Raw genomic sequence first — 23,575 nt, forward strand, 5'->3', positions numbered from 1 at the left:
AGGATAACAACAAATGGCATTACAGTATCTTGCGCAGTCGTTTGCGACTGTGCTCACGCCGATCAATATTGGCGTATTGCTGCTGAGCACCTTTGCAGGCCTGATTATGGGAATGCTTCCGGGACTCAGCGCGACCATGGCGGTGGCGCTGCTGACCGGCCTTACATACAGCCTTTCCCCGACCAGCGCGATCATTTCGCTGATCGGCGTCTATGTCGGCTCGATTTCCGGCGGCTGCCAGGCGGCCGTCCTTCTGAATATCCCGGGAACCCCGGCGAGCGCGGCGACCGCGCTGGACGGCTTTCCGCTCGCAAACCAGGGCAAGGGCGGCCTTGCAATTTTCCTGTGTACGACCGCTTCCTGCATTGGTACGCTCATCAGCGTATTGTGCGTGCTCACCCTGACCCCGCTGCTCACCAAACTGTCCCTGCAGTTCGGCAGCTGGGAATTCTTCCTGCTGAGCCTGTTCGGCGTCATCATCTGCGGAAACCTCACCTCAAAGGGCAGCGCCATCAAGGGCTGGATTTCCGGCATCCTTGGCCTGCTCATCGCGCAGGTCGGGCTCGACCAGCTCGACGCATTCCCGCGCTTTTCCTATGGGAACGTCAACATCATGGCGGGACTGGCGCTGATTCCGATTATGATCGGCCTGTTCGGTTTCCCGGAGATCATCAAAGCCTTTAAGAAAACCGAGGAACATGTCCTGAAAATGTCCCCCTTCAAGATGCGGGAGGGCTTCTCGATCATTAAAAACCATACGATGGCCCTGATCCGTTCTTCGCTTATCGGCGTGGGCGTCGGCATTATTCCGGGCGTCGGCGAAGACGTCGGCGGCTGGCTCTCCTACTGGGCGACCAAATCGAGCAGCAAGCATCCGGAAAACTTCGGAAAAGGCGAGATGGCGGGTATGGTTTCGGCAGAAGCGGGCAACAACTCCTGCATCGGCGGCGCGATCATCCCGATCCTTTCGCTGGCCGTCCCCGGAAGCGCCCCCGCGGCGGTTCTGCTGGCGGCGTTCATGATGCATGGCTACCGTCCTGGGCCGCTCCTGATGAACGAAAGCCCGGAATTCCTTTATCAGGTCTGTGTCGACCTGTTTCTCGCCGCGATCGCCATGTGGCTGCTTGCCCAGATCGTTGCGAAATTCTCGGTTAAGATCCTCGGCGTCAAAAAAGAGCTGCTCATGCCGGTCATCTATGTCCTGTGCATCGTCGGTTCCTTTGTCATCAACCACATCACCTTCGATGTGAAGGTCATGTTCCTCTTCGGCATCGTCGGGTTCTTCCTGGCCTGGGCGGAATACCCGGCCGCGCCGTTCCTGCTCGGCGTTATTCTCGGCTCGATGACCGACTCGAATCTGCGCCGTGCGCTGACCATCTCGAACGGAAGCTTCATGCCGATGCTTCAGCGCCCGCTGAGCATCCTGTTTATCGTTGCGATCGTCTGCCTGATTCTGTCCCAGTTCGGTGTGTTCAACAAACTGAAACGGAAAAAGACGGCGAAAACAGCCTGAACATTTTAAGAAAGCGGGGAAAGCCATATGAAAACAATTCGGATTGGGCTTGTGGGCACCGGTTTTTCGGCCGCGCTGCACGCGGAGGCGTACCGCCTGGTACATGGGTACGACGCGCGCATCTGCGCGGCGGCCTCCCCGGCGCCGGACGCGAAAGCTTTTGCAAAAAAATACGGGATACCGTCGGTTTATGGCAGTATGAAAGAGATGCTTGCGGCACAGGAGATCGACCTGGTTGATATCTGCACGCCGCCCTGCATGCACGTTTCGATGATCCGTGAAGCGCTCGCGGCAAAAAAACACGTGATCAGCGAAAAGCCGCTGACCGGCTGGTTTGGGAATCCACAGGACCCGCGAATGCTCGAACATGTGACCGAGGAGCTCGACAGCCTGCGCGAAGCGGTCAACGCGAGCGGGAAACATTTCTTTTACGCGGAGAATTTTGTCTATGCGCCGTCGGTGCAGAAGAGCCGCGGCCTGATTAAGGCGGCGGGAGACAAGGTGCTGTTTTTGCGCGGCGAGGAATCCCACAGCGGTTCGCACGCGCCGCACGCCGCGCTCTGGAGCGCGAACGGCGGCGGGTCGCTCATCCGGCAGGGCTGCCATCCGCTTTCGGCGCTTCTCTATCTCAAAGGGGCGCAGGCGGGAAACTGCGGCGTCGTAGATGTCATGGGCGACATGGGCTACCTTGTCCCCGCGCTCACCGAACAGGAGCGCCGCCATATCAGCGCGCGTCCGAAGGATGTGGAGGACCTTGCAAACGTGACCTTCACGTTTGCGGATGGGACCAAGGGAAGCGTGACTGCGGGCGACATGGTGCTGGGCGGGGTGCGCAACACGGTGGAGGTTTTCACCACCGGCGGCGCCCATCGCTGCAACATCGCGCCGAATGACGCGATGCAGGTTTACCATGTGGAAGATGAAAAGCTGCAAAATGAATACTTTACCGAAAAGCTGGAGACCCGCAGGGGCTGGCAGTCGGTTTTTCTTGACGAGTCTTACGCCCGCGGATACGTGGGTGAACTGCAGGATTTTCTCATGTGCGCTGCGGGCGACAAGGCAAACCCGGAATCAGGCTTCGCGCTCGCATATGAAACCACGCGAGTCATCTATGCGGCTTACCAGTCCGCACTTTTGGGGAAGCGGATTTCCCTGTAGCAGACGCCGGGGAACACCCCGGAAACGGAAGGAGAATCTCTATGCTTGGAATTGCAATTTTGGGCGTCGGGGATATCGCGAACGTCCACATTGAAGCCTACCAGGCGCTTGCGGACCGCTGCGAGATCCGCGCGCTGGTGGATATTTTTCAGGATAAGGCGGAAGCAAAACGTCAAAAATACGGCCTTTCCTGTGACGTGGTCACCGATTATAAGACGCTGCTCGACCGCAAGGATATCGATCTGGTATCGATCTGCCTGCCGCCGTCCGCGCACTGCGATGTGGCGGTCGATTTTTTGCGGGCTGGCAAGCATGTCCTGTGCGAAAAGCCGATGGCGCCGTCGCTCGAACAGTGCGACCGGATGATCGCTGCGGCGAAGGAAGGCGGCGCGAAGCTCGGTGTGGTCGCGCAGAACCGCTTCAAACCGGACATCATGCGCACCAAGAAGCTGCTGGAGAGCGGCGTGCTCGGCCCGATTTATTTCACGCAGGCAAACTCGCTCTGGTGGCGCGGGGACAACTATTATGATCTGTGGTGGCGCGGCACCTGGGAGAAAGAGGGCGGCGGATGCACCTTCATCCATGCGGTGCATCATATCGACCTGTTTTTGTGGCTGATGGGCGACCTTCGGGAGATTTCCGCGATGGTTTCGAATCAGAATCACCAGAACAGCGAGGTCGAGGACGTTTCAATTTCAACCCTGCGTTTTCAAAACGGCGCGGTCGGCACGATGATCGCTTCACTTTTACACCATGGCGAGGAGCAGAAGATCATCATCGACGGCGAAAACGGCTCAATCGAAATCCCGCACAAGGTCGCTTCCGACAAACAGCAGCCAAACGGCTATCCCGAGCCGAACGACCCGATGCGCGAGAAGATCGAGGAGACTTTCAGAAGCTTCCCCGACCTGCCGTATCAGGATCACTGCGGCCAGATTGAAAATATGATCTCGGCCATCGAAAACGGGACCGAACCGCTGATTACCGGTGTGGATGGCCGCAAGACGGTGGAGTTCATCACGGCGGTCTATCAGTCCGCGTTCCTCGGGGAAAAAGTCACCTTCCCGATGAGTGAAAAGGACCCCTTCTACACAAAGGAAGGGCTCATGCAGAAGGCGGTCAGGTTCCATCAGAAAACCAAGAGCGTGGAAAACTATGCCGACATCGGCATCAAGGTTGGCGGTTCGCTCTAAAAGGAGATCATAATGCAAAAATCCGACGGAATGAACTACGCTCCCGTTTCACAGGGCAGGGTGGAGATGGCCTGCAGGCCGGGTGAATTCCCATTCGGGGTCATCGGGCTGGATCACGGGCACATCTATGCGATCTGCAACGGCCTTCTTGAGGCGGGAGCGACCCTCAATAAAGTCTGGGACCCGGACCCAGAGAAGGTCCGGGCTTTCCTTGCGCGTTACCCGCAGGCGCAGGCCGCCGAAAATGAAGCGCAGGTGCTTGACGATCCGGACGCCAGGCTGATTGCCAGCGCGATCCGCCCAAGCCGCCGCTGTGCCTTGGGGCTGCGGGTGATGGAACACGGCAAGGACTATTTTGTCGATAAGCCCGGAATGCTCACAAAAGAGGAGCTTTCAGCGGCGCGGGAAGCCTGCGCGCGGACAGGGCAAAAATATGTGATCTATTATGGTGAACGCATCCACGTGGAGGGCGCGGTCTTTGCCGAGGAGCTGATCCGCTCCGGCGCGGTGGGAAAGGTGCGGCAGGTGACGATCCTGGCGCCCCACCGGCTCAACCGCCCGACCCGTCCGGACTGGTTTTTCGAGGAAAGCGAAAACGGCGGGATCATCACCGATCTCGGCAGCCACCAGATCGAACAGTTTTTGACCTACTGCGGCGCAAAGACCGCGGCGGTACTACAAAGCGCAGTCGCCAATTACGCCAACCGTGACAAACCCCATTTCTGCGATTTCGGAGAAGGTGTGCTGCTCGCGGACAACGGCGCGACCTGTTTTTTTCGGGTGGACTGGTTCACCCCGGACGGAATGGGCGCCTGGGGGGACGGGCGCGTCTTTGTGATGGGCGAGAAGGGATCAATTGAAATCCGCAAATATATCGACGTGTCCGTTTCGCACGACGGCGACCATGTCATCTGGGTGGATGCCGAAGGCGAACACCGCGCCCAGGTGACCGGAAAGACTGGGTTTGTCTTTTTCGGGCGGCTGATCCGAGACTGTCTGGATCGAACCGAAAACGCTATCACGCAGGAGCACACCTTTGAGGCGATGCGCCTGGCGATCGAAACCCAGGAGAAAGCGCTGCGGATCGATACAAAAGGATAAAACCGGCCGCGGCCACCCCACCGGGATGGCCGCGGCCGGTTTTACAGTTGCACATCAAACGGAATTGCGGTATCATTGAGGAGAAAGGCGGCAGATATGAGAATTCCGTTTGACGAAATGGTGAATGAATTCACCCGCATACTGATAAAATACGGCTTTTCCGAGGAGCGTGCCCGCAAAAGCGCAACCCTGTTTGCGGAAAACAGCCTTGACGGCATCTACAGCCACGGTGTGAACCGCTTCCCCCGTGTGATCTCTTACATTGAAAAAGGGCTCATCGACGTGGACGCCGCGCCGACCTTTATGGAAAGCGTGGGCGCGGTTGAACGCTGGAATGGGAATCTCGGCATGGGCAACCTGAACGCGCAGATCTGCATGACGCGCGCGGTCGAGTTGGCGCACCGGTATGGCATCGGATGCGTCGCGCTCCAGAATACCAGCCACTGGATGCGCGGCGGCTCATATGGCTGGCAGGCCGCAAATGCGGGCTGTATCGGCATCTGCTGGACCAATACCCAGCCGAATATGCCCGCGTGGGGAGCGAAAGACCGCCGGATCGGAAACAATCCCTTTGTCATTGCGGTCCCGCGCGCAAACGGGCGGCATGTCGTGGTTGACTGCGCGATGGCGCAGTATTCCTACGGGAAAATCGAGGAATACAGGCGCAGCGGCGCATCGCTCCCGTTTCCGGGCGGGTTCGACGGGGAGGGCCGTCTCACCTGCGATCCAGCCGAGATCGAAAAGAGCCAGCGCGTCCTGCCGATGGGCTATTGGAAAGGCTCCGGTATTTCCATCGCTCTGGATCTGGTCGCGGCGATGCTTTCGGGCGGTCGCACGGTCACCGAAATCGGCAGGCAGGGGGAAGACGAATACGGCCTGTCCCAGTTTCTGCTGGCGATCGATCCGGGCAGATTCAACACCCCGGACATGACCGATGCGATGGTAGACGCGGTGGTGAATGACATTGCGGACAGTATGCCGGACCGGAAAGGCGGGCAGATCCGCTATCCGGGACAGAAGGATTACGAAACCCGGATGGACAACCTGGCAAATGGAATCCCGGTCATCGAGGAGATTTGGGAGAGGATCAAGCGGTTCTGATCGGACCGCCTATTCAGAAAGGAGCAATTCACTATGTTGACAACCCAGCTTGCACTTGCGGAAAAATACGACTTCTGCTCAGAAAGATTCCAGAAAGCCTATGCATTCCTGCGCCGTGAGGACCTCGCGTCGCTTGCGCCGGGAAAGTATCCGATCGACGGAGAAACGGTTTTTGCCAGCGTGCAGGAATATGAGACTGCGCCGGCCAGCACCCTGCGCTTTGAGGCGCATGAGAAATATTTTGACATCCAGTACATGGTCGCGGGTGAGGAGATTTTTGCCTATTGCCCAAGCGAGGTGCTGCAAGCGGATACTGCGTACGATGCGGAAAACGATATCGTATTTTTTAAAGAACCCGCTGCAAAGCAGGTTGCCAACGTCCTTTTAACGCCGGGCGAATTTGTCATCGTCGCGCCGGAGGACGCCCATAAGCCGCGCTGCGCTGTGGAAAATCCGGTTCCGGCCAAAAAGATCGTCATCAAGGTTCTGGTTTGATCCCAACGATCAAAAGAGGCGTCCACCTTCCGGTGGACGCCTCTTTTACACATCTATATTATTCGGTGAAGTGCCTTACCCGCAGCGGAATTCCAATTTCCCGGGCGATTTTTTCGCAGCCCGCGATGTCGGCGGCGGGGATGACGTCCACCACCGAGAACTTCACCTCCGGGACATACTGTTTGCAGTCCCGGGCAAACTGGAGCATTGCGCCGTAGGCCGTTTCCCCAAACGAAGGACGGCAGAGCCGCAGGTAATACTGTGGATCGGAGGTGTTGAGACTGATCGAAACAGTATCGATAAGTCCTTCCAGCAGCGGGGCAGTCGTTTTTTTGCAGATGAGGTCTCCGAGTCCATTCGTGTTGATGCGGATCTTTGCACGGCTCACACCGCGCAGGTACCGGCTGACTGCGAGGAGCCGGTCGAGCGCGCAGAAGGGTTCGCCGTAACCGCAGAAGATGATCTCATCAAAGTCCGCGGGATGATAGTGCGCGAAAGCAGCGATCACCTCGTCCGCGGACGGCTCATGCTCCAGCCAGAGGCTTTGGGCGGAACCGAGCCCATCCATCTGCGAACGGATACAGAAAGTACAGCGGCAGGGGCATTTGTTGGTCAGATTGATATAAAGTTTGCCGTCATAGGTATATAACAATTCTTCCATCCTGTATTCTCCTCCTTAAAAATGAAACCGCTTCTTAGCATCCAGCCGGTCGAGCGCGGCGGCGGCAATCACAAAGACGGCGGCACTGCCGCCTGACTGCAAGAGTCCGCCCCACTGGGTTGCCAACGGAGCAAGCCAGTTGCCCGAGAGGACTGCCTCGGCCAGGTAATAGCCCGCGTTCGAGACGATCCCAGCCGCCAGCAGAGCCAGCGCATTGCGCCGGCAGAGGATGCGGGAGGAACGGTTGGTGAACCAGATTGCGGTGAGTGGCTTGATGATCATGGTGGGCAGCACCCAGACGGGCACGCCGGAAACGAGATCGGCAAGTCCGCCGCCAATCGAAGCCGCCGCGCAGGCATAAGGCAGGGGCAGAAGCGAAGCGGCCAGATAGATAAACGCATCCCCAAAGTGCATATACCCGCCGTTTGAGCCGATGGGGATGTGGAACAGGTACGCGGTGGTCAGGGTGATCATCGCGGCGAACATCGCGCTTGCGGTGAGCGTACGGTAGGTCCGGCGGCTCCCGGCGGTCAAATTGACCGTATTCAAATCTTATTCCTCCTCGATTAAAAGATGCAGGTGGTGCTCGAAGGCAATCCCATCATTAGGATCGCTCCCGTCGGCACAGGTTTCTGCGGCAGCGGCCTCCAGAAGCGCCGCCGCCTTTAGCAGCGTTGGACCCAGCGGGTCGCCGCGTACGAGCCCGCCGCAGAGCACAGCGGCCAGGATGTCCCCCGTCCCGGAAAATCCGCCGCCGAACCGTCTGGTTTTGACAGTCAGACGCTGCCCGCTGTCCGCCTGGTAGCCGAGATTCAGAATGTAATCGCCCTGATGGACGCCGGTGATCACAACCGTTCGGGGTCCTGTTTCGGAAAGGCGGCGGGCGATTTCCCAGATAGGTTCCAGCGTCTGGGCCTGCGCGCCGGGATAATCACAGCCTGCAAGGATACAGGCTTCGGTGAGATTGGGGGTAATCACATCCGCCCGTGCGGTGAGCGTTTTCACCGCGTGGCACATCGCCTCATCAAAAACCGGATAGACCTTCCCGTTGTCGCCCAATACCGGGTCGACAAGGACCGGGGTGTGCACCCCTCCGAATGTATCAATAAAATCCTGCGCAAGGCGCACCTGACCCGGGCTGCATAAAAAGCCGGTGCAGATCCCGTCGAAGTGCGCCCCATGTTTTTTCCATTCAGCGGCGAACGAAGCGAGGTGCCCGGTAAGGTCTACACAGTCGTAGCTCGAAAAGCCGGTTTGATTGCTGAGCACGGCTGTGGGAAGCGGGCAGGCCTGCACACCCATTGCGGCAAGAACCGGAATCGCCGCCGTGAGGGAACATTTTCCAAGGCCGGAAAGATCATTGATGACTGCTGCTTTCGGAACCGCCAAGAGAAAAACCTCCTTTGCTGTTTCCATTTTATCCGGTACGGCTGAAAAAATAAAATGCGGGGAGTGATCATATGTTTCGATGGAAATATGTGCAATATGTTGTAGAATTTGTATATAAATACGGGCGAATAGTGCGTTTTGCTGATTAATAAAAGAGCGCTTGAGTGATTATGCTTTTAGATGAAAAAGATACATAAAATCAGTGGAATTTGGAAGGAAGTAATTATATAATTTGTAGAAATTCCGGATTGAGGAAACGACCGGTGCACCTAGAAAAGAAGCCGGCTGCGAATGCTCATGTACGGTAAGGAAGCAAGCAACCGAAAACAAGAGATAGACCGCCAGCACTACACTATTCCGAACCAAAGACCAAAAGATAAGCATTGTGGGAAAATCTAAACTTTTGGATTTTCCTACAATGCCAACTACGGCGGAATCCCTCCCACTCCTTATATCTTTCTGTATACATTGAATTTGTATTTAGTAAAATGCAGACAACACCACGGATCGGCTTTTGGTTGGACAATTCCAACCAAACACCACAGCAGACAGCAGAAAACATTCTGAACGCTAGGAAGCCGGTATGATTGTTACATATAAGGGGAAGAAAAATTTCTTTTAGGTACTTGCTTTCCTAAAACTGATGTGATACAATGATTTAAACCAGAAAAGGAGTAAAAAATATGCGGCAAGGTATTCTTAAATAAAACTATAATCAAATAGTGGGAACAAAGGATTATGATAGCTCCTTTTGTAGGGGCTTAGTTTTTTGTACCCAATTTAAGAATACTTTTGCCTTATCAATTTTGACATATCCCCAAAAACAGCAATCACAAACAGGTGTATGCTGTATATGTGTATGTCCGCAACTTATAATCCCCAGTGGTAAAAGTATTTTACTGCTGGGGATTTTTATGCCCTTTGGGGCTGTAAAGGGAGGACAATCACATGAAAATAATCAATATTGGAATTCTTGCCCATGTAGACGCTGGAAAGACGACCTTGACGGAGAGCCTGCTATATGCCAGCGGAGCCATTTCAGAACCGGGGAGCGTCGAAAAAGGGACAACGAGGACGGACACCATGTTTTTGGAGCGGCAGCGTGGGATTACCATTCAAGCGGCAGTCACTTCCTTCCAGTGGCACAGATGTAAAGTTAACATTGTGGATACGCCCGGCCACATGGATTTTTTGGCGGAGGTGTACCGCTCTTTGGCTGTTTTAGATGGGGCCATCTTGGTGATCTCCGCTAAAGATGGCGTGCAGGCCCAGACCCGTATTCTGTTCCATGCCCTGCGGAAAATGAACATTCCCACCGTTATCTTTATCAACAAGATCGACCAGGCTGGCGTTGATTTGCAGAGCGTGGTTCAGTCTGTTCGGGATAAGCTCTCCGCCGATATTATCATCAAGCAGACGGTGTCGCTGTCCCCGGAAATAGTCCTGGAGGAAAATACCGACATAGAAGCATGGGATGCGGTCATCGAAAATAACGATGAATTATTGGAAAAGTATATCGCAGGAGAACCAATCAGCCGGGAAAAACTTGCGCGGGAGGAACAGCAGCGGGTTCAAGACGCCTCCCTGTTCCCAGTCTATCATGGCAGCGCCAAAAATGGCCTTGGCATTCAACCGTTGATGGATGCGGTGACAGGGCTGTTCCAACCGATTGGGGAACAGGGGGGCGCCGCCCTATGCGGCAGCGTTTTCAAGGTTGAGTACACCGATTGCGGCCAGCGGCGTGTCTATCTACGGTTATACAGCGGAACGCTGCGCCTGCGGGATACGGTGGCCCTGGCCGGGAGAGAAAAGCTGAAAATCACAGAGATGCGTATTCCATCCAAAGGGGAAATTGTTCGGACAGACACCGCTTATCAGGGTGAAATTGTTATCCTTCCCAGCGACAGCGTGAGGTTAAACGATGTATTAGGGGACCAAACCCGGCTCCCTCGTAAAAGGTGGCGCGAGGACCCCCTCCCCATGCTGCGGACGACGATTGCGCCGAAAACGGCAGCGCAAAGAGAACGGCTGCTGGACGCTCTTACGCAACTTGCGGATACTGACCCGCTTTTGCGTTGCGAAGTGGATTCCATCACCCATGAGATCATTCTTTCTTTTTTGGGCCGGGTGCAGTTGGAGGTTGTTTCCGCTTTGCTGTCGGAAAAATACAAGCTTGAAACAGTGGTAAAGGAACCCTCCGTCATTTATATGGAGCGGCCGCTCAAAGCAGCCAGCCACACCATCCATATCGAGGTGCCGCCCAACCCGTTTTGGGCATCCATAGGACTGTCTGTTACACCACTCTCGCTTGGCTCCGGTGTACAATACGAGAGCCGGGTTTCGCTGGGATACTTGAACCAGAGTTTTCAAAACGCTGTCAGGGATGGTATCCGTTACGGGCTGGAGCAGGGCTTGTTCGGCTGGAACGTAACGGACTGTAAGATTTGCTTTGAATACGGGCTTTATTACAGTCCGGTCAGCACGCCGGCGGACTTCCGCTCATTGGCCCCGATTGTATTGGAACAGGCATTGAAGGAATCGGGGACGCAGCTGCTGGAACCTTATCTCTCCTTCATCCTCTATGCGCCCCAGGAATACCTTTCCAGGGCTTATCATGATGCACCGAAATACTGTGCCACCATCGAAACGGCCCAGGTAAAAAAGGATGAAGTTGTCTTTACTGGCGAGATTCCCGCCCGCTGTATACAGGCATACCGTACTGATCTGGCCTTTTACACCAACGGGCGGAGCGTATGCCTTACAGAGCTGAAAGGATATCAGGCCGCTGTCGGTCAGCCGGTCATCCAGCCCCGCCGTCCAAACAGCCGCCTGGACAAGGTGCGCCATATGTTTCAGAAGGTAATGTAAAGATACATAATCGTCAAGACGGCAACAATCAGAAGTTATGGAGGGTAACAATGGAATATAGTAAGGAAGATTTAATGGAAGCAAAAAAGCAAATTTGGGGAGTGGGAGAGAACATGGGAACAGAGGAAAGTAAAAAAATCTGGGAGGAGAACGCACAATTTTGGGATAATGCAATGGGTGACGAATCTAATGAATTTCACAGAGAGGTAGTGCGTCCCAAAGTAACGGAACTTCTATCTCCTAATCCTGCGGATTACATTTTGGATATTGCGTGTGGCAATGGAAATTATTCTTCGTATCTTGCACAAAGAGGCGCTTCGGTTGTCGCTTTTGATTACAGCAAAAAAATGATAGAATTGGCTAAAAGACGGCAATCACAATATGCAAAACAAATTGAATTTTGTGTGGCGGATGCGACCGATAGAAAAAGTATATTAGAATTAAAAAGAAATCGAGCCTTTACGAAAGCAGTTTCTAATATGGCAATTATGGATATTACGGATATTGAACCACTTCTTATGGCTGTTTATGAACTGTTGCAGGAAAGCGGAATTTTTGTCTTTGCAACGCAACACCCTTGTTTTGTCACGTTGACTGAAAAATATATGACACCGCACAGTTACTATGATATAGCGATTGAAGGGCAACCGAAAGAGCAGATTTATTATCATCGTTCCATACAAGATATTTTTAACCTTTGTTTTAGAGCTGGATTTGTCATTGATGGATTTTATGAAGAATGTTTTAAAACCAACAAAGAAATTCCTATGGTAATGATAGTAAGGCTTAAGAAGGTAAAACGTGATAGCTTAAAATAAATTCAAGTTTGTCGGGTAAATAGCAAACCCAGCCGAGCCAGTCAACGGTCAAGATGAACGGCGCATATGCGCAGCCGTTGACAGCCCCGCCCGCCTTTGCTGGTAGGCAATCAAGGGGCGACAGCAAGAAGTGCCACCGCCCCGCACTATTATTCAGAAAGGGGAATTTCCATGACCGACCAGATAGCCTATCAAGAATATATCCAGCGCAGGTACAACGCCTTTTGCAAGACTGTTATCCGCTGTGCCGCCTTGGACAAGATTTTGAAGCTTAAACGGCAATGGGAACGGCAAGTTTCCCTTGACTATCTGATGAACGAGAAGTTTGTCCAGTTTGCCGCGTCGGAGCCGGACGAGGAATACCCATTTACCGTCTGCGGTCAGACCGTCCTGCTCTGCAACGCCGCCCTTGCCGACGCGATCTCTGTTTTGCCGGAGCAGACGCGGGAAGAAATCCTGCGCTATTACTTTCTGCGCCAGCCGCAGCGCGTGATCGGCGCGTGTATTGGCCGGTCACGCAGCACAGCGGGGCGGCATATCCAGCTTGCCTTGCAGCGGCTACGCGAAGAAATGGGGGTGAGCCGGTATGAGTAGACTTCTCCCCTATGAAACAATCCTCAAAGCCCGTGAGGGCGACCCAGAAGCCGTGAACGCTGTCCTGCTCCACTACGCCGGATATATCCGCTATTTCTCAAAAGTGAACGGGCAGGTCAACGCCGAGGTGGAGGACTATGTAAAGCAGCGGTTAATTGACTGTCAATTCAAGTTCCGGCTTGACGAACCACCGGACAAGTCATAAAAACTGAATACCAGCCGCCACCGACGCGGCCAGCGAAAGCAGTAAGTCTTGAAAAAGATTTACTGCTTTTTTTGTTGTCCGGCTCCGCTCCCGGCCATTTTGCCCCCTGCCGGTTGTAGTAGTAAGCGAGGAGGGAATTTTTCTGCCCTGGTGTTTGGCATTTGGAGCATTTACCCGTAGTAGAGGGCAAAGAGAAAGGATTTCTCCAACACCGGGTAGAAACCACTGCGTCCGGTGTCATTTTAGCGAAAGCGGGCAGGAATGCCCTTTACAGGATTAGTAGTAGCAGAAAAAGAGAAACAAACTTTTGTGGTTGCAGTTTTCCAAAAAAGTGGCGGACGGAAGTGAGAGAAAGTTTGCAGTCACGGAGAGCAAGTTTCTACCACGGTGCCAAAATCCGCAATTCTGCGGTTTTGCCCCTCGCGGGAAACTTGTTGGGGAGTGCCTTCCCCAAACCCTGCTATGGCGGCTTGCGCCGCAAAAATATTTCCGTCCGGCAGGCCATTTTTTTGCGAGAACTGCCCCGGAAATACCTAACAGACCAGCCTATTTTTTGTGATAAGTGAAAGGAGGTTTACAGCCTATGCCGAAGCGATACAACACACCCCACCGCAGCCGCGTTGTGAAAACCCGGCTGTCCGAAGAAGAATACGCCGACTTCACAGCGCGGCTTGCGCCCTATGGTATCAGCCAGTCCGAATTTCTCCGGCAGGCGATACGGCGGGCGACTATACGCCCCGTAATCCATGTGTCGGCGGTCAATGATGAACTGCTCTCCGCTGTTGGAAAGCTGGCCGCCGAGTATGGCAAGATTGGCGGCAACCTCAACCAGATTGCCCGGTATCTGAACGAGTACGGCGTACCCTATAACGCGCTGTCCGGCGAGGTACGCGCCGCCATAGCCGACCTTGCCGCCCTCAAGTATGAAGTCCTCAAGAAAGTAGGTGACGCAGTTGGCAACACTCAAGCATATCAACTCTAAAAACGCCGACTACGGAGCCGCCGAACAATACCTGCTGTTTGAGCATGACGAGTTTACCATGAAGCCTGTCCTTGATGAAACCGGCAGGCTTATCCCCCGCGAGGGACTACCGGCTGTCCACGCTGAACTGCGGCGGGGAGGATTTTGCCGTTGCCTGTATGCGGGCAAATCTCCGCTATGAGAAGAACCAGCGGCGGGAAGATGTGAAAAGCCACCACTATATCATCAGCTTTGACCCACGGGACGGCCCGGACAACGGCTTGACCGTAGACCGGGCGCAGGAGTTGGGCGAGAAGTTTTGCGCCGAGCATTTCCCCGGCCACCAAGCCCTTGTATGCACCCACCCGGACGGGCATAACCACAGCGGAAATATCCATGTGCATATCGTCATTAACAGCCTGCGGATTGAGGAAGTGCCGTTCCTGCCCTACATGGACAGGCCAGCCGACACGAAAGCCGGTTGCAAGCACCGCTGTACCGACGCGGCCTTGCGCTACTTCAAGTCCGAAGTCATGGAGATGTGCCACCGGGAGGGGCTTTACCAAATCGACCTCTTGAACGGCAGCAAGAACCGCGTCACAGACCGGGAGTATTGGGCGCAGAAAAAGGGACAGGCCGCACTGGACAGGCAGAACGCCCCCATGATTGCAGGCGGTATCACGCCCCGGCAGACCAAGTTTGAAACGAACAAGGAGAAGCTGCGGCAGACCATACGCGCCGCGCTGTCTACAGCGGCCTCATTCGAGGACTTTTCCTCTCTGCTGCTGCGGGAGGGCGTGGCCGTCAAGGAGAGCCGGGGGCGGCTTTCCTACCTTACGCCGGACAGGACAAAGCCCATTACCGCCCGGAAGCTGGGTGACGACTTTGACCGCGCCGCTGTCCTTGCCGTTTTGGAGCAGAACGCCGCCAGAGCCACAGAAAAGGCCGCGGCCATACTCGAATACCCCCGGCGTGGGAAAACCGGCATACAGCCCACAAAAGCCCCTCAAACCGCCCCGAAACAGGACGGTGTGCAGCGGCTTGTGGACATTGAGCAGAAGAAAGCCGAGGGCAAAGGCCGGGGCTATGAACGCTGGGCGACCATGCACAACCTCAAACAAATGGCCGCGACGCTGAATGTGTATCAGGAATACGGCTTCACTTCCCCGGAGCAGTTGGAAGCCGCCGTTGATACCGCCTATCAGGAAATGCGCCAGACCAGCGGCAAGCTGAAAGCACTGGAAACGAAGCTGCAAGGGAAAAAGGAGTTGCAGCGACAGGTACTTGCCTACGCCAAGACCAAGCCCGCCCGCGACGGCCTGAAAGCGCAGAAATCCCCCAAAGCCCGCGAAGCATACCGGCAGGCGCATGAGAGCGATTTTATCATAGCCGATGCAGCCGCCCGGTATTTCAAGGCACATGGCATTACCAGGCTGCCCGCCCGGAAAGCGTTGCAGGACGAGATCGAGCAGCTTGTTTCCAAGAAATCCGGCCTGTATAACACCTACCACGAACAGAAGCAGCGGTATGCTGAGTTGCAGACCGTCAAGCGGAATATCGACCAGATTTTGCGCCGGAGCGAGCCACAGCGCAGAAAGGAGCAGAGCCATGAGCGATAAGCTGCCCCGCATGGACTACCGCCAGCACCGGCGGGCGCGGCGGCTGGTGCATGAGTGCTGTAACTATGACGAGGGAAACTGCCTGCTGTTGGACGACGGGGAGCCTTGCGTGTGCGTCCAGAGCATTTCCCTTTCCCTCATGTGCCGCTGGTTCCGTGTGGCTGTCCTGCCCCTTGACGGGGAGCTGGCCGCAGCCCTCCTGTACCGGGGGAGCCAGAAACGGTGCGCCGTCTGCGGCGCGGCCTTTGTCCCCAAATCCAACCGGGGAAAATACTGCCCCGACTGCGCCGGACGCATGAAGAAAATCAAAGCCGCCGAGCGAAAGCGGAAACAAAGGCATAAATGTCACGCTTTAGAGCCTTTCAAACCCGCATAAACCAAGGCTTTTTTCGTGGGTGTCAAAGGGTGTGCGATACATTTATCCTTTTCCCCCGGAAACGGCGTTCTAAATGCGTACAAACCGCCAAAATCAACCCGAACACAGGGAGGTGATCCTATCGCTGATTATATCACGGCAGACACGAAGCTGCCCGCCTATCTGCCTTACCCCCGTTTCCTGCTGAAAATGGAGATTTCCCAGACCGCCAAGCTGCTGTATGCGCTGCTGTTAGACCGCTCCACCCTCTCCCAAAAGAACAAGTGGCAGGACGACGAGGGCAGGATTTATATTATCTATCCCATCGCGGAGATAGCCGAAATACTGGATAAAGGCAGCACCACCATCAAGGGGGCGCTGAATGAACTGGACGCGGCGGGGCTGCTGGAACGGGAACGGGGCGGCTTCTCCGCACCGAACCGGCTATATGTGAAAGTGCCGCGTGTGCCACAGGTACAGTTTTCCGACCAACTGATGGCCGGAAAACCGACCCTCATAGAGCCGGAAAACCGACCAACTGATGGTCAGAAAACCGACCTTATGATGGTCGGAAAACCGTCCCCTAACCAAACTACTATAAACAACCTTACAGAGAACCAAACAATGGGAGCGAGTGGGGAGCCGCCCGCAGCTTTTGGCAGATACCAGAATATTTTCCTGTCAGAAACAGAATACGCAGAACTGAAAGAGGACTACCCCGACAGGCTGGAACGGTTCATTGAGGAATTGAGCCAGTATATCGCCGCCACCGGGAAAGATTACCGCAACTATGCCGCCGCTGTCCGTATGTGGGCAGACCGGGACAGAAAGGGAGCCGCAAAACAGGGCGTCCCCGATTACTCATTCAAGGAGGGAGAGAGCCTATGAACACCACATTTTCAGAAATGATTGACAGATTGACCGCCACCACCCCGGAGCCGGAGGACTACACCGGCGAGGACGGTTTACTGTACTGCGGCAAGTGCCATAAGCCGAAAGAAGCCTATTTTGCGCCGGACAAGGCCGCTGTCTTTGGCCGTGACCGCCACCCGGCAGAGTGCGACTGCCAGAGAGCCGCCCGTGAGGAACGGGAAGCCGCCGAGAAACGACAAAAGCACCTTGACACCGTAGAGGACTTGAAACGCCGGGGCTTTACCGACCCCGCCATGCGGGACTGGACTTTTGAGAACGACAACGGCCAGAACCCGCAGGCAATCCGGGCGCGCAACTATGTGAAGAACTGGGAACGGGCATACGCCGGGAATGTGGGCTGCCTGTTCTGGGGGAGCGTCGGCACCGGCAAGAGTTACCTTGCGGGCTGTATCGCAAACGCCCTCATGGAGAAAGAAATCCCCGTCTATATGACGAATTTTGCCCTTATCCTCAATGACCTTGCCGCCAGCTTTGAGGGCAGGAATGAATATATTTCCCGCCTTTGCCGCTATCCGCTGCTTATCCTTGACGACTTCGGCATGGAGCGCGGGACAGAATACGGGCTGGAACAGGTTTTCAATGTGATTGACAGCCGTTACCGCAGCCGCAAGCCGCTGATCGTCACGACCAACCTTACGCTTTCAGAGTTGCAGCACCCAAAAGACACCGCCCATTCCCGGATTTATGACCGGGTGCTGGAAATGTGTCCCCCGGTGTGCTGTACCGGCGGCAATTTCCGCAAAAAGGCCGCGCAGGACAAACTGGGGCTTTTGAAAGAACTGATGAACGAGTGAAAGGAGCATTGCCTATGGCAGATAACAAGCAGCACGACACCCGCACCGCCCGCCGCCCCGACTGCGTGACGGAAATCCGCATGGGCAATTCCGTCCTTGTCGTGTCCGGCTATTTCAAAAAAGACACGACCACCACCGCCGCCGACAAAATGGCGCGGGTACTGGAAGCGGAAGCCGCTGCTACACAAAAACCGGCGATTTGACAAGCTGTAAAGAAGCAGATTTGACACTTTTTCCGCTATACAACCAGCCCTGTTCCGTGGTACAATGAAACCACGGAATAGTGGGGCTGGCTGTCGGAAACGGAGGATTTTATGTTAAGACAAGTCACCCAAAACCTCATTACCGCCCTTTATCCGAGATTGTCCCATGAGGACGAATTGCAAGGTGAGAGTAATTCCATATCGAACCAAAAAAGGATACTCGAAGCCTTTGCAAAACAGAATGGCTTTACCAACCTGCGCTGGTACACCGACGACGGCTATTCCGGCGCGAACTTTCAAAGGCCCGGTTTTCAAGCCATGCTTGCAGACATTGAAGCCGGGAAAGTGGGTACAGTTATCGTCAAGGACATGAGCCGGTTAGGGCGAAACTACTTGCAGGTAGGGTTTTACACGGAAATGCTGTTCCCCCAAAAGGGCGTGCGTTTTATCGCTGTCAACGACAATGTGGACAGCGCAAACGGCGGCATGGACAACGATTTTACCCCTCTGCGAAATCTGTTCAACGAATGGCTGGTGAGAGATACGAGCAAAAAAATCAAGGCAGTAAAACGAGCAAAAGGCATGAGCGGCAAACCCGTTACCAGCAAGCCGGTGTACGGCTATCTCATGGACGAGGACGAGAACTATATCGTTGACGAGGAAACCGCGCCGGTAGTCCAGCAGATATACCAGCTTTGCCTTGCCGGGAACGGCCCGACCAAGATTGCCCGTATGCTTACGGAGCAGCAAATCCCCACGCCGGGTACGCTGGAATACCGCAGGACGGGCAGCACCCGCCGCTATCACCCCGGCTATGAGTGCAAATGGGCGACAAACACCGTTGTCCACCTGTTGGAAAACCGGGAGTACACCGGCTGTCTGGTAAACTTCAAGACGGAAAAGCCCTCTTACAAGACCAAGCACAGCGTAGAGAACCCCGTGGAGAAGCAGGCCATTTTCCCGAACCACCATGAGCCGATTATCGACACGGAAACATGGGAGCGTGTGCAGGAGTTACGCAAGCAGCGCAAACGCCCGAACCGCTATGACGAAGTGGGGCTGTTCTCCGGTATGCTGTTCTGCGCCGACTGCGGCCATGTGATGTACCAGCAGCGGTATCAGAACAAGAACCGCAAGCAGGACTGTTACATCTGCGGCAGCTACAAGAAGCGCACCCGCGACTGTACGGCGCACTTTATCCGCACCGACCTGTTGACCGCCGGCGTCCTCTCCAATCTCCGGCAAGTGACCGAATACGCCGCCAAGCATGAGAGCCGCTTTGTGAAGCTGCTTATCCAGCAGAACGAGATCGGCGGCAAGAGAAAGACCGCCGCAGCCACGAAGCAGCTTGAACAGGCGCAGGAGCGCATTTCCGAAGTGAGCCGCATTATCAAGCGGCTTTATGAGGACAATGTGAACGGCAAAATCAGCGACGAGCGTTTCATGGAACTGTCGGCAGACTATGAGCAGGAGCAGCGGGAACTGAAAGACCGCGCCGCCGCTTTGCAGGAAGAACTGGACAAGTCGCAGGCCGCCACCGTCAACGCGGAAAAGTTTATGGGTATCGTCCGAAAGCACCTTGCCTTTGAGGAATTGACACCCACCCTCTTGCGGGAGATGATTGAGAAAATCGTCGTGCATGAGTGCAGCTATGACGAGAACGGAACCCGCAGGCAGGACATTAAGATTTATTACAGCTTTGTCGGCAAGATTGACTTGCCAGAATAACCGCCCGACCTATCCGGCACAATGGCCAAGTGCCGGATAGGAACGGCAAAATTTTTTACACTTCTATTACTTCTTTATCGCACATCAGTAAAAGCAGCCGGCTTCTTTTCTAGGCATGGAAGATATCGAAATTTGAAGTCGATCGAAATGTTCTTATACGAAAAGCCCTTTGACAAAACGCAGCGAGTCGGCCGCATCTTCAGCGAGCTGTTCGTCGCTTGCCCCGTCGGAAAGGTCATGAAATAGATAGAGTGTATCGCCCACTTCACAGTTGCTCAGGACGAAGGGCTCCATCACAAGATCTCCCTGGTACCCGATCTCTTTGAGCGCGTCCGCGACCTCCCGCCACGGCAGGCGTCCTTTGCCCGGAAGCCTGCGGTTGGCCTCCCCAATGTGCATGTGCCCCAAGTGTTTTCCAGCGGTGCGGATTGCGCCGGCCAATGAATCCTCTTCGATGTTCATGTGGAAGGTGTCCAGCAGGATCTTAACGTTTGGACGGCCCACCTCCTGTACATAACGGACTGCTTCGGCGGCGGTGTTGAGGAGAAAGTGCTCGTAGCGGGTTACGACCTCGAGCATGAGCTCGATGCCGTATTGCGCGGCGGCATCAGCCATCTCGCGCATGCTTTTTACGCTTTGTGCCCATGCCGCAGGCTTGTTCACCGGTTGTGAATAGTCGTACATCCAGTAGCCGAAATAAACACCGCACATCTTTTTGACCCCTGCTTTCTGCATGGCGGGCAGGAAGCTTTTGAGGCGCTGGACGCCATTTTTCCGGATCGATTCGTCCTCTGAAGCGGCGTTATGCGCTTTTCCCATGCCGCCGCCGGCGGTGAGGGCAATCCCGTGTTCTTCGCACAGGCGGCGCAGGGTTTCGAGCTGATCATCCGACATGGCGGCAAGGTCGGTGGTGCCGACCTCGAGCGTCTCGAATCCGAGCCGGGCCACCTTGGGAATTGCGTCGCGATAGGTTTCAAAACCGCCGTCCCAGCTGTGCTGGAAATAAGAATAACAGATACCGAACTTCATGACAGATACCTCCTCATTTATTATTTTGGGGCTTCATGGGCTTCATTTTGGACACATCTTATCAAAGCGGCGCCCGCTCAAGGCGTCACTTTTCAGTTGATTCTCATAATACCGTTTTAAAGATGGCTATTTGCAGCTTACAAAGGTGACGTGCTGCGCCTCCAGCGCATCCTGAAAATCCTGGTCAACCGGCCGGTCCACGATGACATAGTCGAGCAGGCCGAGTTCCCCCACCACATGGATCATGCTCTTTCCGACTTTGGTGGTGTCAGACATGAAAAAGCGCACGTCGGAGTTTAAAAGCATCTTCCTGCGGATGGCGGCGTTATTCTCGTTATAGTCGGTGAGCCCGCTTGCAGTGCTGATTCCCGAGCAGCTGATAAACGCTTTCTTGGCATGAAATTGATCCAGGAACTTCTGCGTAACGGTGGAAGAAAAGTCCCTGGACGAATGGTTCATCGTGCCGCCCAGCAGGATCAGGTCGATTTGGGAACAGCCGGTCAATTCCTCTATGATGGCAAGGCAGTTGGTGATGACGGTTACACGCCTGTTGGATGACTTGAGCTCGGTTGCGAGATGGAGCACGGAAGTGCTGTTGTCCAGCATCAAAACGTCGTCGTCCTTGATGTAATCCATGCAGCGTTTGGCCACCCGGGTTTTTTCCTCGGTACACATATTTCTGCGGGTATCCACGGGGACGTCGCCGCCGTTGGTGGGGGTACGCAGATAGGCGCCGCCATGAACCCTCCAGATGACCTCCTGCGCTTCCAGCTTATCCAGGTCGCGGCGGATGGTCTCCTCTGTGACATCCAGTTCCCGGCTCAAATCACCTACCGTGACGACGTTCCGCTGATGGAGCGCATCGATGATGCATTGCTGGCGTTCTACAGCAATCACGGCAATCTCCTCCTGATCTTTGTAAGATTATTTTATTTTCTGTTTTATTTTTTGAAAAAACAGTTTCTTGAGACTAAGAATACGTCATAACAACCTATTTGTCAAGCTGTATTTTGTGAATTTCTTTATTTATCTTTATTTTTTAAGTTTTTATATTGACAAACAAATATTTTTGGTCTATATTAAAGAAAAAACAACAAAAAGGAGGAGCACAATGAAGTTCGGTATTTACCACGTCTATTGGGGCAGGCAGTGGAACGATCCGTTTGAAGTGACCTGTGAAAAATGCAGGAAAGCTTCCCGGATGGGGTTTGACGTCCTGGAGGTTAACGCCGTCGACCTGGCTGCGCTCGATGCGGCAAAGCTCGCGGACCTTCGCTCGCTGGCATCCGACTGCGGCATCCGCCTGACCGCGGGCAGCGGCCTCACGCCGCAGCGCAATGTCGCTTCGGAAAATCCGGAGATCCGCCGCGCGGGCATCGAATATTTAAAGCGCACCTTTGAATGTCTCGACCGCGCGGGCGTCCATAAACTGGCTGGGATGATGTACAGCTGCTGGCCGGAGACGGCCGTGCGCAAGGGAACCACCAAAGAAGCTCACCGGGAACGCAGCATCCTGAGCCTGCGGGAGATCGCGGACGCGGCCGCGGATCACGGCGTACAGCTGATGCTGGAGGTGGCGAACCGGTTCGAATGCTTCCTGCTCAACACCTCAGAAGAGGCTACCGCATATGTGAAGGAGGTCGGCAAGCAAAATGTCTTTGTCATGCTGGACTCCTTCCATATGAATATCGAAGAGGATCACATCGGAGACGCGATCCGCACGGCAGGCAGATATCTGGGCCATCTGCACATCGGTGAATCCAACCGAAAGGTGCCGGGCAAGGGCCACATCCCATGGAAGGAAATCGGCCAGGGGCTGCGGGACATCGATTTTTCGGGCGATGTGGTCATGGAGCCGTTCGTGCTGCACAACTGCCCGGTGGGCGACGACATCGGCGTCTGGCGCGATCTTTCGGACGGCGCGGACGAGGCGCGGCTCGACAGCGACCTGGAAGAGTCACTGCGTTTTCTGAAAAAAGAGTTTGGCGTTTCATCCTTATAATAGGAAGCAATACATAGATTGGAGCGAAAAAACATGGAGCAGAAATATGTCAAACCGACTTTGAGCAGGATTTTAAAGCCCGATGGCAAGGTGGTCATGATCGCGCTGGATCACGCGCGGATGAACGGCCTTGTCAATGGGCTCCACGATCAGAAACGGGTCATTGAAGCGGTGATCGAAGGCGGCGCGGACGCCATCATGACCTCCTATGGAAACATCAAGAATTTTGGATACCTGATGAATGGGAAAGTGAGCAAAATCCTGCGGCTGGACACCGGCGCGAGCCGTTTCACCGAGCCGTGGGAGAGCTACACCGAATGGCACCAGGTATTCACAGTGGAGGATGCGCTGCGGCTTGGCGCGGACGGCGTGATCACCTATTCGTTCCCCGGCCTGCCGGTGGACGGCCCGACCCTGGCGGCCATCGGCCGCGTTGCGGCACAGGCCGATAAATACTGTATTCCCAGCATCGCGGAGATGCACGCCTGCAAGGCGGAGCATGTAGCGGATCCGTATTCAGCGGAGGTGGTCGCGTCCGAATCCCGGATCGCTTCGGAATTTGGCGCGGATATGGTCAAAACCGACTACACTGGGGATAAAGAGAGCTTTAAGCTGGTGACCTCCTGCTGCCCGGTCCCGGTCATCATCGCGGGCGGGGACAAAGCCGCAACGCCGCGCGATACGCTTCAGATCATGCGCGACGCGATGGACGCGGGCGCGGCGGGCCCGGTTTTTGGCCGGCAGATCTGGCAGGATGAACACATCGTTGCAATGACCCGCGCGATCGTGGCCATCGTCCATGGTGACGCCTCGGTCGATGAGGCGATGGAGGTCTACAGGCAGAATCAATAAAGG

General features: G+C 54.9%; 23 protein-coding genes and 1 pseudogene. 19 read left to right on the forward strand and 5 right to left on the reverse strand.

Features of this window, described 5'->3' with window-relative positions; all coding sequences use genetic code 11:
* The first annotated feature begins 13 nt into the window (after positions 1-13).
* The 6 genes from BN4275_RS03840 (at position 14) to BN4275_RS03865 (ending at position 6,561) form a co-directional block, all read left to right on the forward strand.
* Positions 14-1,513, forward strand: a complete 1,500-nt coding sequence (locus BN4275_RS03840) for a tripartite tricarboxylate transporter permease (protein ID WP_066454163.1) — start codon at positions 14-16, stop codon at positions 1,511-1,513.
* A 27-nt stretch (positions 1,514-1,540) separates the two neighbouring features.
* On the forward strand, positions 1,541-2,671 hold the full coding sequence (locus BN4275_RS03845) for a Gfo/Idh/MocA family protein (RefSeq protein WP_066454165.1): 1,131 nt from the start codon (positions 1,541-1,543) through the stop codon (positions 2,669-2,671).
* 41 nt (positions 2,672-2,712) lie between these two features.
* Positions 2,713-3,864, forward strand: a complete 1,152-nt coding sequence (locus tag BN4275_RS03850) for a Gfo/Idh/MocA family protein (protein ID WP_066454168.1) — start codon at positions 2,713-2,715, stop codon at positions 3,862-3,864.
* 12 nt (positions 3,865-3,876) lie between these two features.
* On the forward strand, positions 3,877-4,965 hold the full coding sequence (locus BN4275_RS03855; protein ID WP_066454171.1) for a Gfo/Idh/MocA family protein: 1,089 nt from the start codon (positions 3,877-3,879) through the stop codon (positions 4,963-4,965).
* Positions 4,966-5,061: 96 nt separating this feature from the next.
* Positions 5,062-6,066, forward strand: a complete 1,005-nt coding sequence (gene yiaK, locus BN4275_RS03860; protein ID WP_066454174.1) for a 3-dehydro-L-gulonate 2-dehydrogenase — start codon at positions 5,062-5,064, stop codon at positions 6,064-6,066.
* A gap of 33 nt (positions 6,067-6,099) precedes the next feature.
* Positions 6,100-6,561, forward strand: a complete 462-nt coding sequence (locus BN4275_RS03865) for a NanQ anomerase/TabA/YiaL family protein (protein WP_066454177.1) — start codon at positions 6,100-6,102, stop codon at positions 6,559-6,561.
* A 58-nt stretch (positions 6,562-6,619) separates the two neighbouring features.
* On the opposite strand, the gene BN4275_RS03870 is transcribed toward BN4275_RS03865, so the two are convergent.
* Genes BN4275_RS03870 through BN4275_RS03880 form a run of 3 tightly spaced genes read right to left on the reverse strand, consistent with a single transcriptional unit; the run spans position 6,620 to position 8,611 of the window.
* Positions 6,620-7,222, reverse strand: coding sequence for a TIGR04100 family radical SAM protein (locus tag BN4275_RS03870; RefSeq protein WP_066454180.1), 603 nt, complete (start codon positions 7,220-7,222; stop codon positions 6,620-6,622).
* Between the two features lie 15 nt (positions 7,223-7,237).
* Entirely contained in the window at positions 7,238-7,771 is a 534-nt protein-coding gene (locus BN4275_RS03875) for a TIGR04002 family protein (protein ID WP_255420064.1), read from the reverse strand.
* 3 nt (positions 7,772-7,774) lie between these two features.
* Positions 7,775-8,611 (reverse strand): pyridoxamine kinase, encoded by an 837-nt coding sequence (locus BN4275_RS03880; protein WP_158572855.1) that lies wholly within the window; start codon positions 8,609-8,611, stop codon positions 7,775-7,777.
* A gap of 948 nt (positions 8,612-9,559) precedes the next feature.
* On the opposite strand from BN4275_RS03880, the gene tet(W) reads away from it, so the two are divergent.
* The 11 genes and pseudogenes from tet(W) to BN4275_RS03935 all read left to right on the forward strand — a co-directional run bounded on the left by tet(W) (position 9,560) and on the right by BN4275_RS03935 (position 19,689).
* Positions 9,560-11,479, forward strand: coding sequence for a tetracycline resistance ribosomal protection protein Tet(W) (gene tet(W), locus BN4275_RS03885; protein ID WP_002586627.1), 1,920 nt, complete (start codon positions 9,560-9,562; stop codon positions 11,477-11,479).
* Positions 11,480-11,529: 50 nt separating this feature from the next.
* On the forward strand, positions 11,530-12,297 hold the full coding sequence (locus tag BN4275_RS03890; protein ID WP_002586626.1) for a class I SAM-dependent methyltransferase: 768 nt from the start codon (positions 11,530-11,532) through the stop codon (positions 12,295-12,297).
* Between the two features lie 171 nt (positions 12,298-12,468).
* On the forward strand, positions 12,469-12,891 hold the full coding sequence (locus BN4275_RS03895) for a sigma-70 RNA polymerase sigma factor region 4 domain-containing protein (protein ID WP_002586616.1): 423 nt from the start codon (positions 12,469-12,471) through the stop codon (positions 12,889-12,891).
* Positions 12,884-13,096, forward strand: coding sequence for a helix-turn-helix domain-containing protein (locus BN4275_RS03900; protein WP_002586615.1), 213 nt, complete (start codon positions 12,884-12,886; stop codon positions 13,094-13,096). The genes BN4275_RS03895 and BN4275_RS03900 overlap by 8 nt, the downstream gene beginning before the upstream one ends.
* A 583-nt stretch (positions 13,097-13,679) precedes the next feature.
* Entirely contained in the window at positions 13,680-14,078 is a 399-nt protein-coding gene (locus BN4275_RS03905; protein WP_033121634.1) for a plasmid mobilization protein, read from the forward strand.
* Positions 14,050-15,676: pseudogene (locus BN4275_RS03910) on the forward strand (relaxase/mobilization nuclease domain-containing protein). The gene BN4275_RS03905 and the pseudogene BN4275_RS03910 overlap by 29 nt, the downstream one beginning before the upstream one ends.
* Entirely contained in the window at positions 15,666-16,052 is a 387-nt protein-coding gene (locus tag BN4275_RS03915) for a cysteine-rich VLP domain-containing protein (RefSeq protein ID WP_066454184.1), read from the forward strand. The pseudogene BN4275_RS03910 and the gene BN4275_RS03915 overlap by 11 nt, the downstream one beginning before the upstream one ends.
* A 15-nt stretch (positions 16,053-16,067) precedes the next feature.
* Entirely contained in the window at positions 16,068-16,919 is an 852-nt protein-coding gene (locus BN4275_RS03920) for a replication initiator protein A (RefSeq protein WP_242863555.1), read from the forward strand.
* Positions 16,916-17,758, forward strand: coding sequence for an ATP-binding protein (locus BN4275_RS03925; RefSeq protein WP_005875988.1), 843 nt, complete (start codon positions 16,916-16,918; stop codon positions 17,756-17,758). The genes BN4275_RS03920 and BN4275_RS03925 overlap by 4 nt, the downstream gene beginning before the upstream one ends.
* Before the next feature lie 14 nt (positions 17,759-17,772).
* Positions 17,773-17,961, forward strand: coding sequence for a transposon-encoded TnpW family protein (locus BN4275_RS03930; RefSeq protein WP_020995296.1), 189 nt, complete (start codon positions 17,773-17,775; stop codon positions 17,959-17,961).
* A gap of 111 nt (positions 17,962-18,072) precedes the next feature.
* Positions 18,073-19,689, forward strand: coding sequence for a recombinase family protein (locus BN4275_RS03935; RefSeq protein WP_066454186.1), 1,617 nt, complete (start codon positions 18,073-18,075; stop codon positions 19,687-19,689).
* Between the two features lie 153 nt (positions 19,690-19,842).
* On the opposite strand, the gene BN4275_RS03940 is transcribed toward BN4275_RS03935, so the two are convergent.
* Complete coding sequence (locus BN4275_RS03940; RefSeq protein ID WP_066454187.1) at positions 19,843-20,718, reverse strand: D-psicose 3-epimerase; 876 nt, start codon at positions 20,716-20,718, stop codon at positions 19,843-19,845.
* Between the two features lie 126 nt (positions 20,719-20,844).
* Positions 20,845-21,615, reverse strand: a complete 771-nt coding sequence (locus BN4275_RS03945) for a DeoR/GlpR family DNA-binding transcription regulator (RefSeq protein ID WP_066454188.1) — start codon at positions 21,613-21,615, stop codon at positions 20,845-20,847.
* Between the two features lie 214 nt (positions 21,616-21,829).
* On the opposite strand from BN4275_RS03945, the gene BN4275_RS03950 reads away from it, so the two are divergent.
* Together BN4275_RS03950 and BN4275_RS03955 are read left to right on the forward strand one after the other, a co-directional pair.
* A complete protein-coding gene (locus BN4275_RS03950) occupies positions 21,830-22,720 on the forward strand; it encodes a D-psicose 3-epimerase (RefSeq protein ID WP_066454198.1) in 891 nt (296 codons plus the stop codon).
* Positions 22,721-22,753: 33 nt separating this feature from the next.
* Positions 22,754-23,572, forward strand: coding sequence for a class I fructose-bisphosphate aldolase (locus BN4275_RS03955; protein WP_066454201.1), 819 nt, complete (start codon positions 22,754-22,756; stop codon positions 23,570-23,572).
* Positions 23,573-23,575: the final 3 nt, after the last annotated feature.

Source organism: Anaerotruncus rubiinfantis (assembly GCF_900078395.1).
In the GTDB taxonomy this organism is placed as follows: Bacteria; Bacillota; Clostridia; order Oscillospirales; family Ruminococcaceae; genus Anaerotruncus; species Anaerotruncus rubiinfantis.

Coding starts and splice junctions, on each gene's coding strand:
- BN4275_RS03905 (WP_033121634.1), top strand. CDS start 13,680: ATGCCGAAGCGATACAACACACCCCACCGCAGCCGCGTTGTGAAAACC.
- BN4275_RS03870 (WP_066454180.1), bottom strand. CDS start 7,222: ATGGAAGAATTGTTATATACCTATGACGGCAAACTTTATATCAATCTG.
- BN4275_RS03855 (WP_066454171.1), top strand. CDS start 3,877: ATGCAAAAATCCGACGGAATGAACTACGCTCCCGTTTCACAGGGCAGG.
- BN4275_RS03890 (WP_002586626.1), top strand. CDS start 11,530: ATGGAATATAGTAAGGAAGATTTAATGGAAGCAAAAAAGCAAATTTGG.
- BN4275_RS03900 (WP_002586615.1), top strand. CDS start 12,884: ATGAGTAGACTTCTCCCCTATGAAACAATCCTCAAAGCCCGTGAGGGC.
- BN4275_RS03955 (WP_066454201.1), top strand. CDS start 22,754: ATGGAGCAGAAATATGTCAAACCGACTTTGAGCAGGATTTTAAAGCCC.
- BN4275_RS03865 (WP_066454177.1), top strand. CDS start 6,100: ATGTTGACAACCCAGCTTGCACTTGCGGAAAAATACGACTTCTGCTCA.
- BN4275_RS03895 (WP_002586616.1), top strand. CDS start 12,469: ATGACCGACCAGATAGCCTATCAAGAATATATCCAGCGCAGGTACAAC.
- BN4275_RS03925 (WP_005875988.1), top strand. CDS start 16,916: ATGAACACCACATTTTCAGAAATGATTGACAGATTGACCGCCACCACC.
- BN4275_RS03845 (WP_066454165.1), top strand. CDS start 1,541: ATGAAAACAATTCGGATTGGGCTTGTGGGCACCGGTTTTTCGGCCGCG.
- BN4275_RS03840 (WP_066454163.1), top strand. CDS start 14: ATGGCATTACAGTATCTTGCGCAGTCGTTTGCGACTGTGCTCACGCCG.
- BN4275_RS03950 (WP_066454198.1), top strand. CDS start 21,830: ATGAAGTTCGGTATTTACCACGTCTATTGGGGCAGGCAGTGGAACGAT.
- yiaK (WP_066454174.1), top strand. CDS start 5,062: ATGAGAATTCCGTTTGACGAAATGGTGAATGAATTCACCCGCATACTG.
- BN4275_RS03940 (WP_066454187.1), bottom strand. CDS start 20,718: ATGAAGTTCGGTATCTGTTATTCTTATTTCCAGCACAGCTGGGACGGC.
- BN4275_RS03930 (WP_020995296.1), top strand. CDS start 17,773: ATGGCAGATAACAAGCAGCACGACACCCGCACCGCCCGCCGCCCCGAC.
- BN4275_RS03915 (WP_066454184.1), top strand. CDS start 15,666: ATGAGCGATAAGCTGCCCCGCATGGACTACCGCCAGCACCGGCGGGCG.
- BN4275_RS03850 (WP_066454168.1), top strand. CDS start 2,713: ATGCTTGGAATTGCAATTTTGGGCGTCGGGGATATCGCGAACGTCCAC.
- BN4275_RS03935 (WP_066454186.1), top strand. CDS start 18,073: ATGTTAAGACAAGTCACCCAAAACCTCATTACCGCCCTTTATCCGAGA.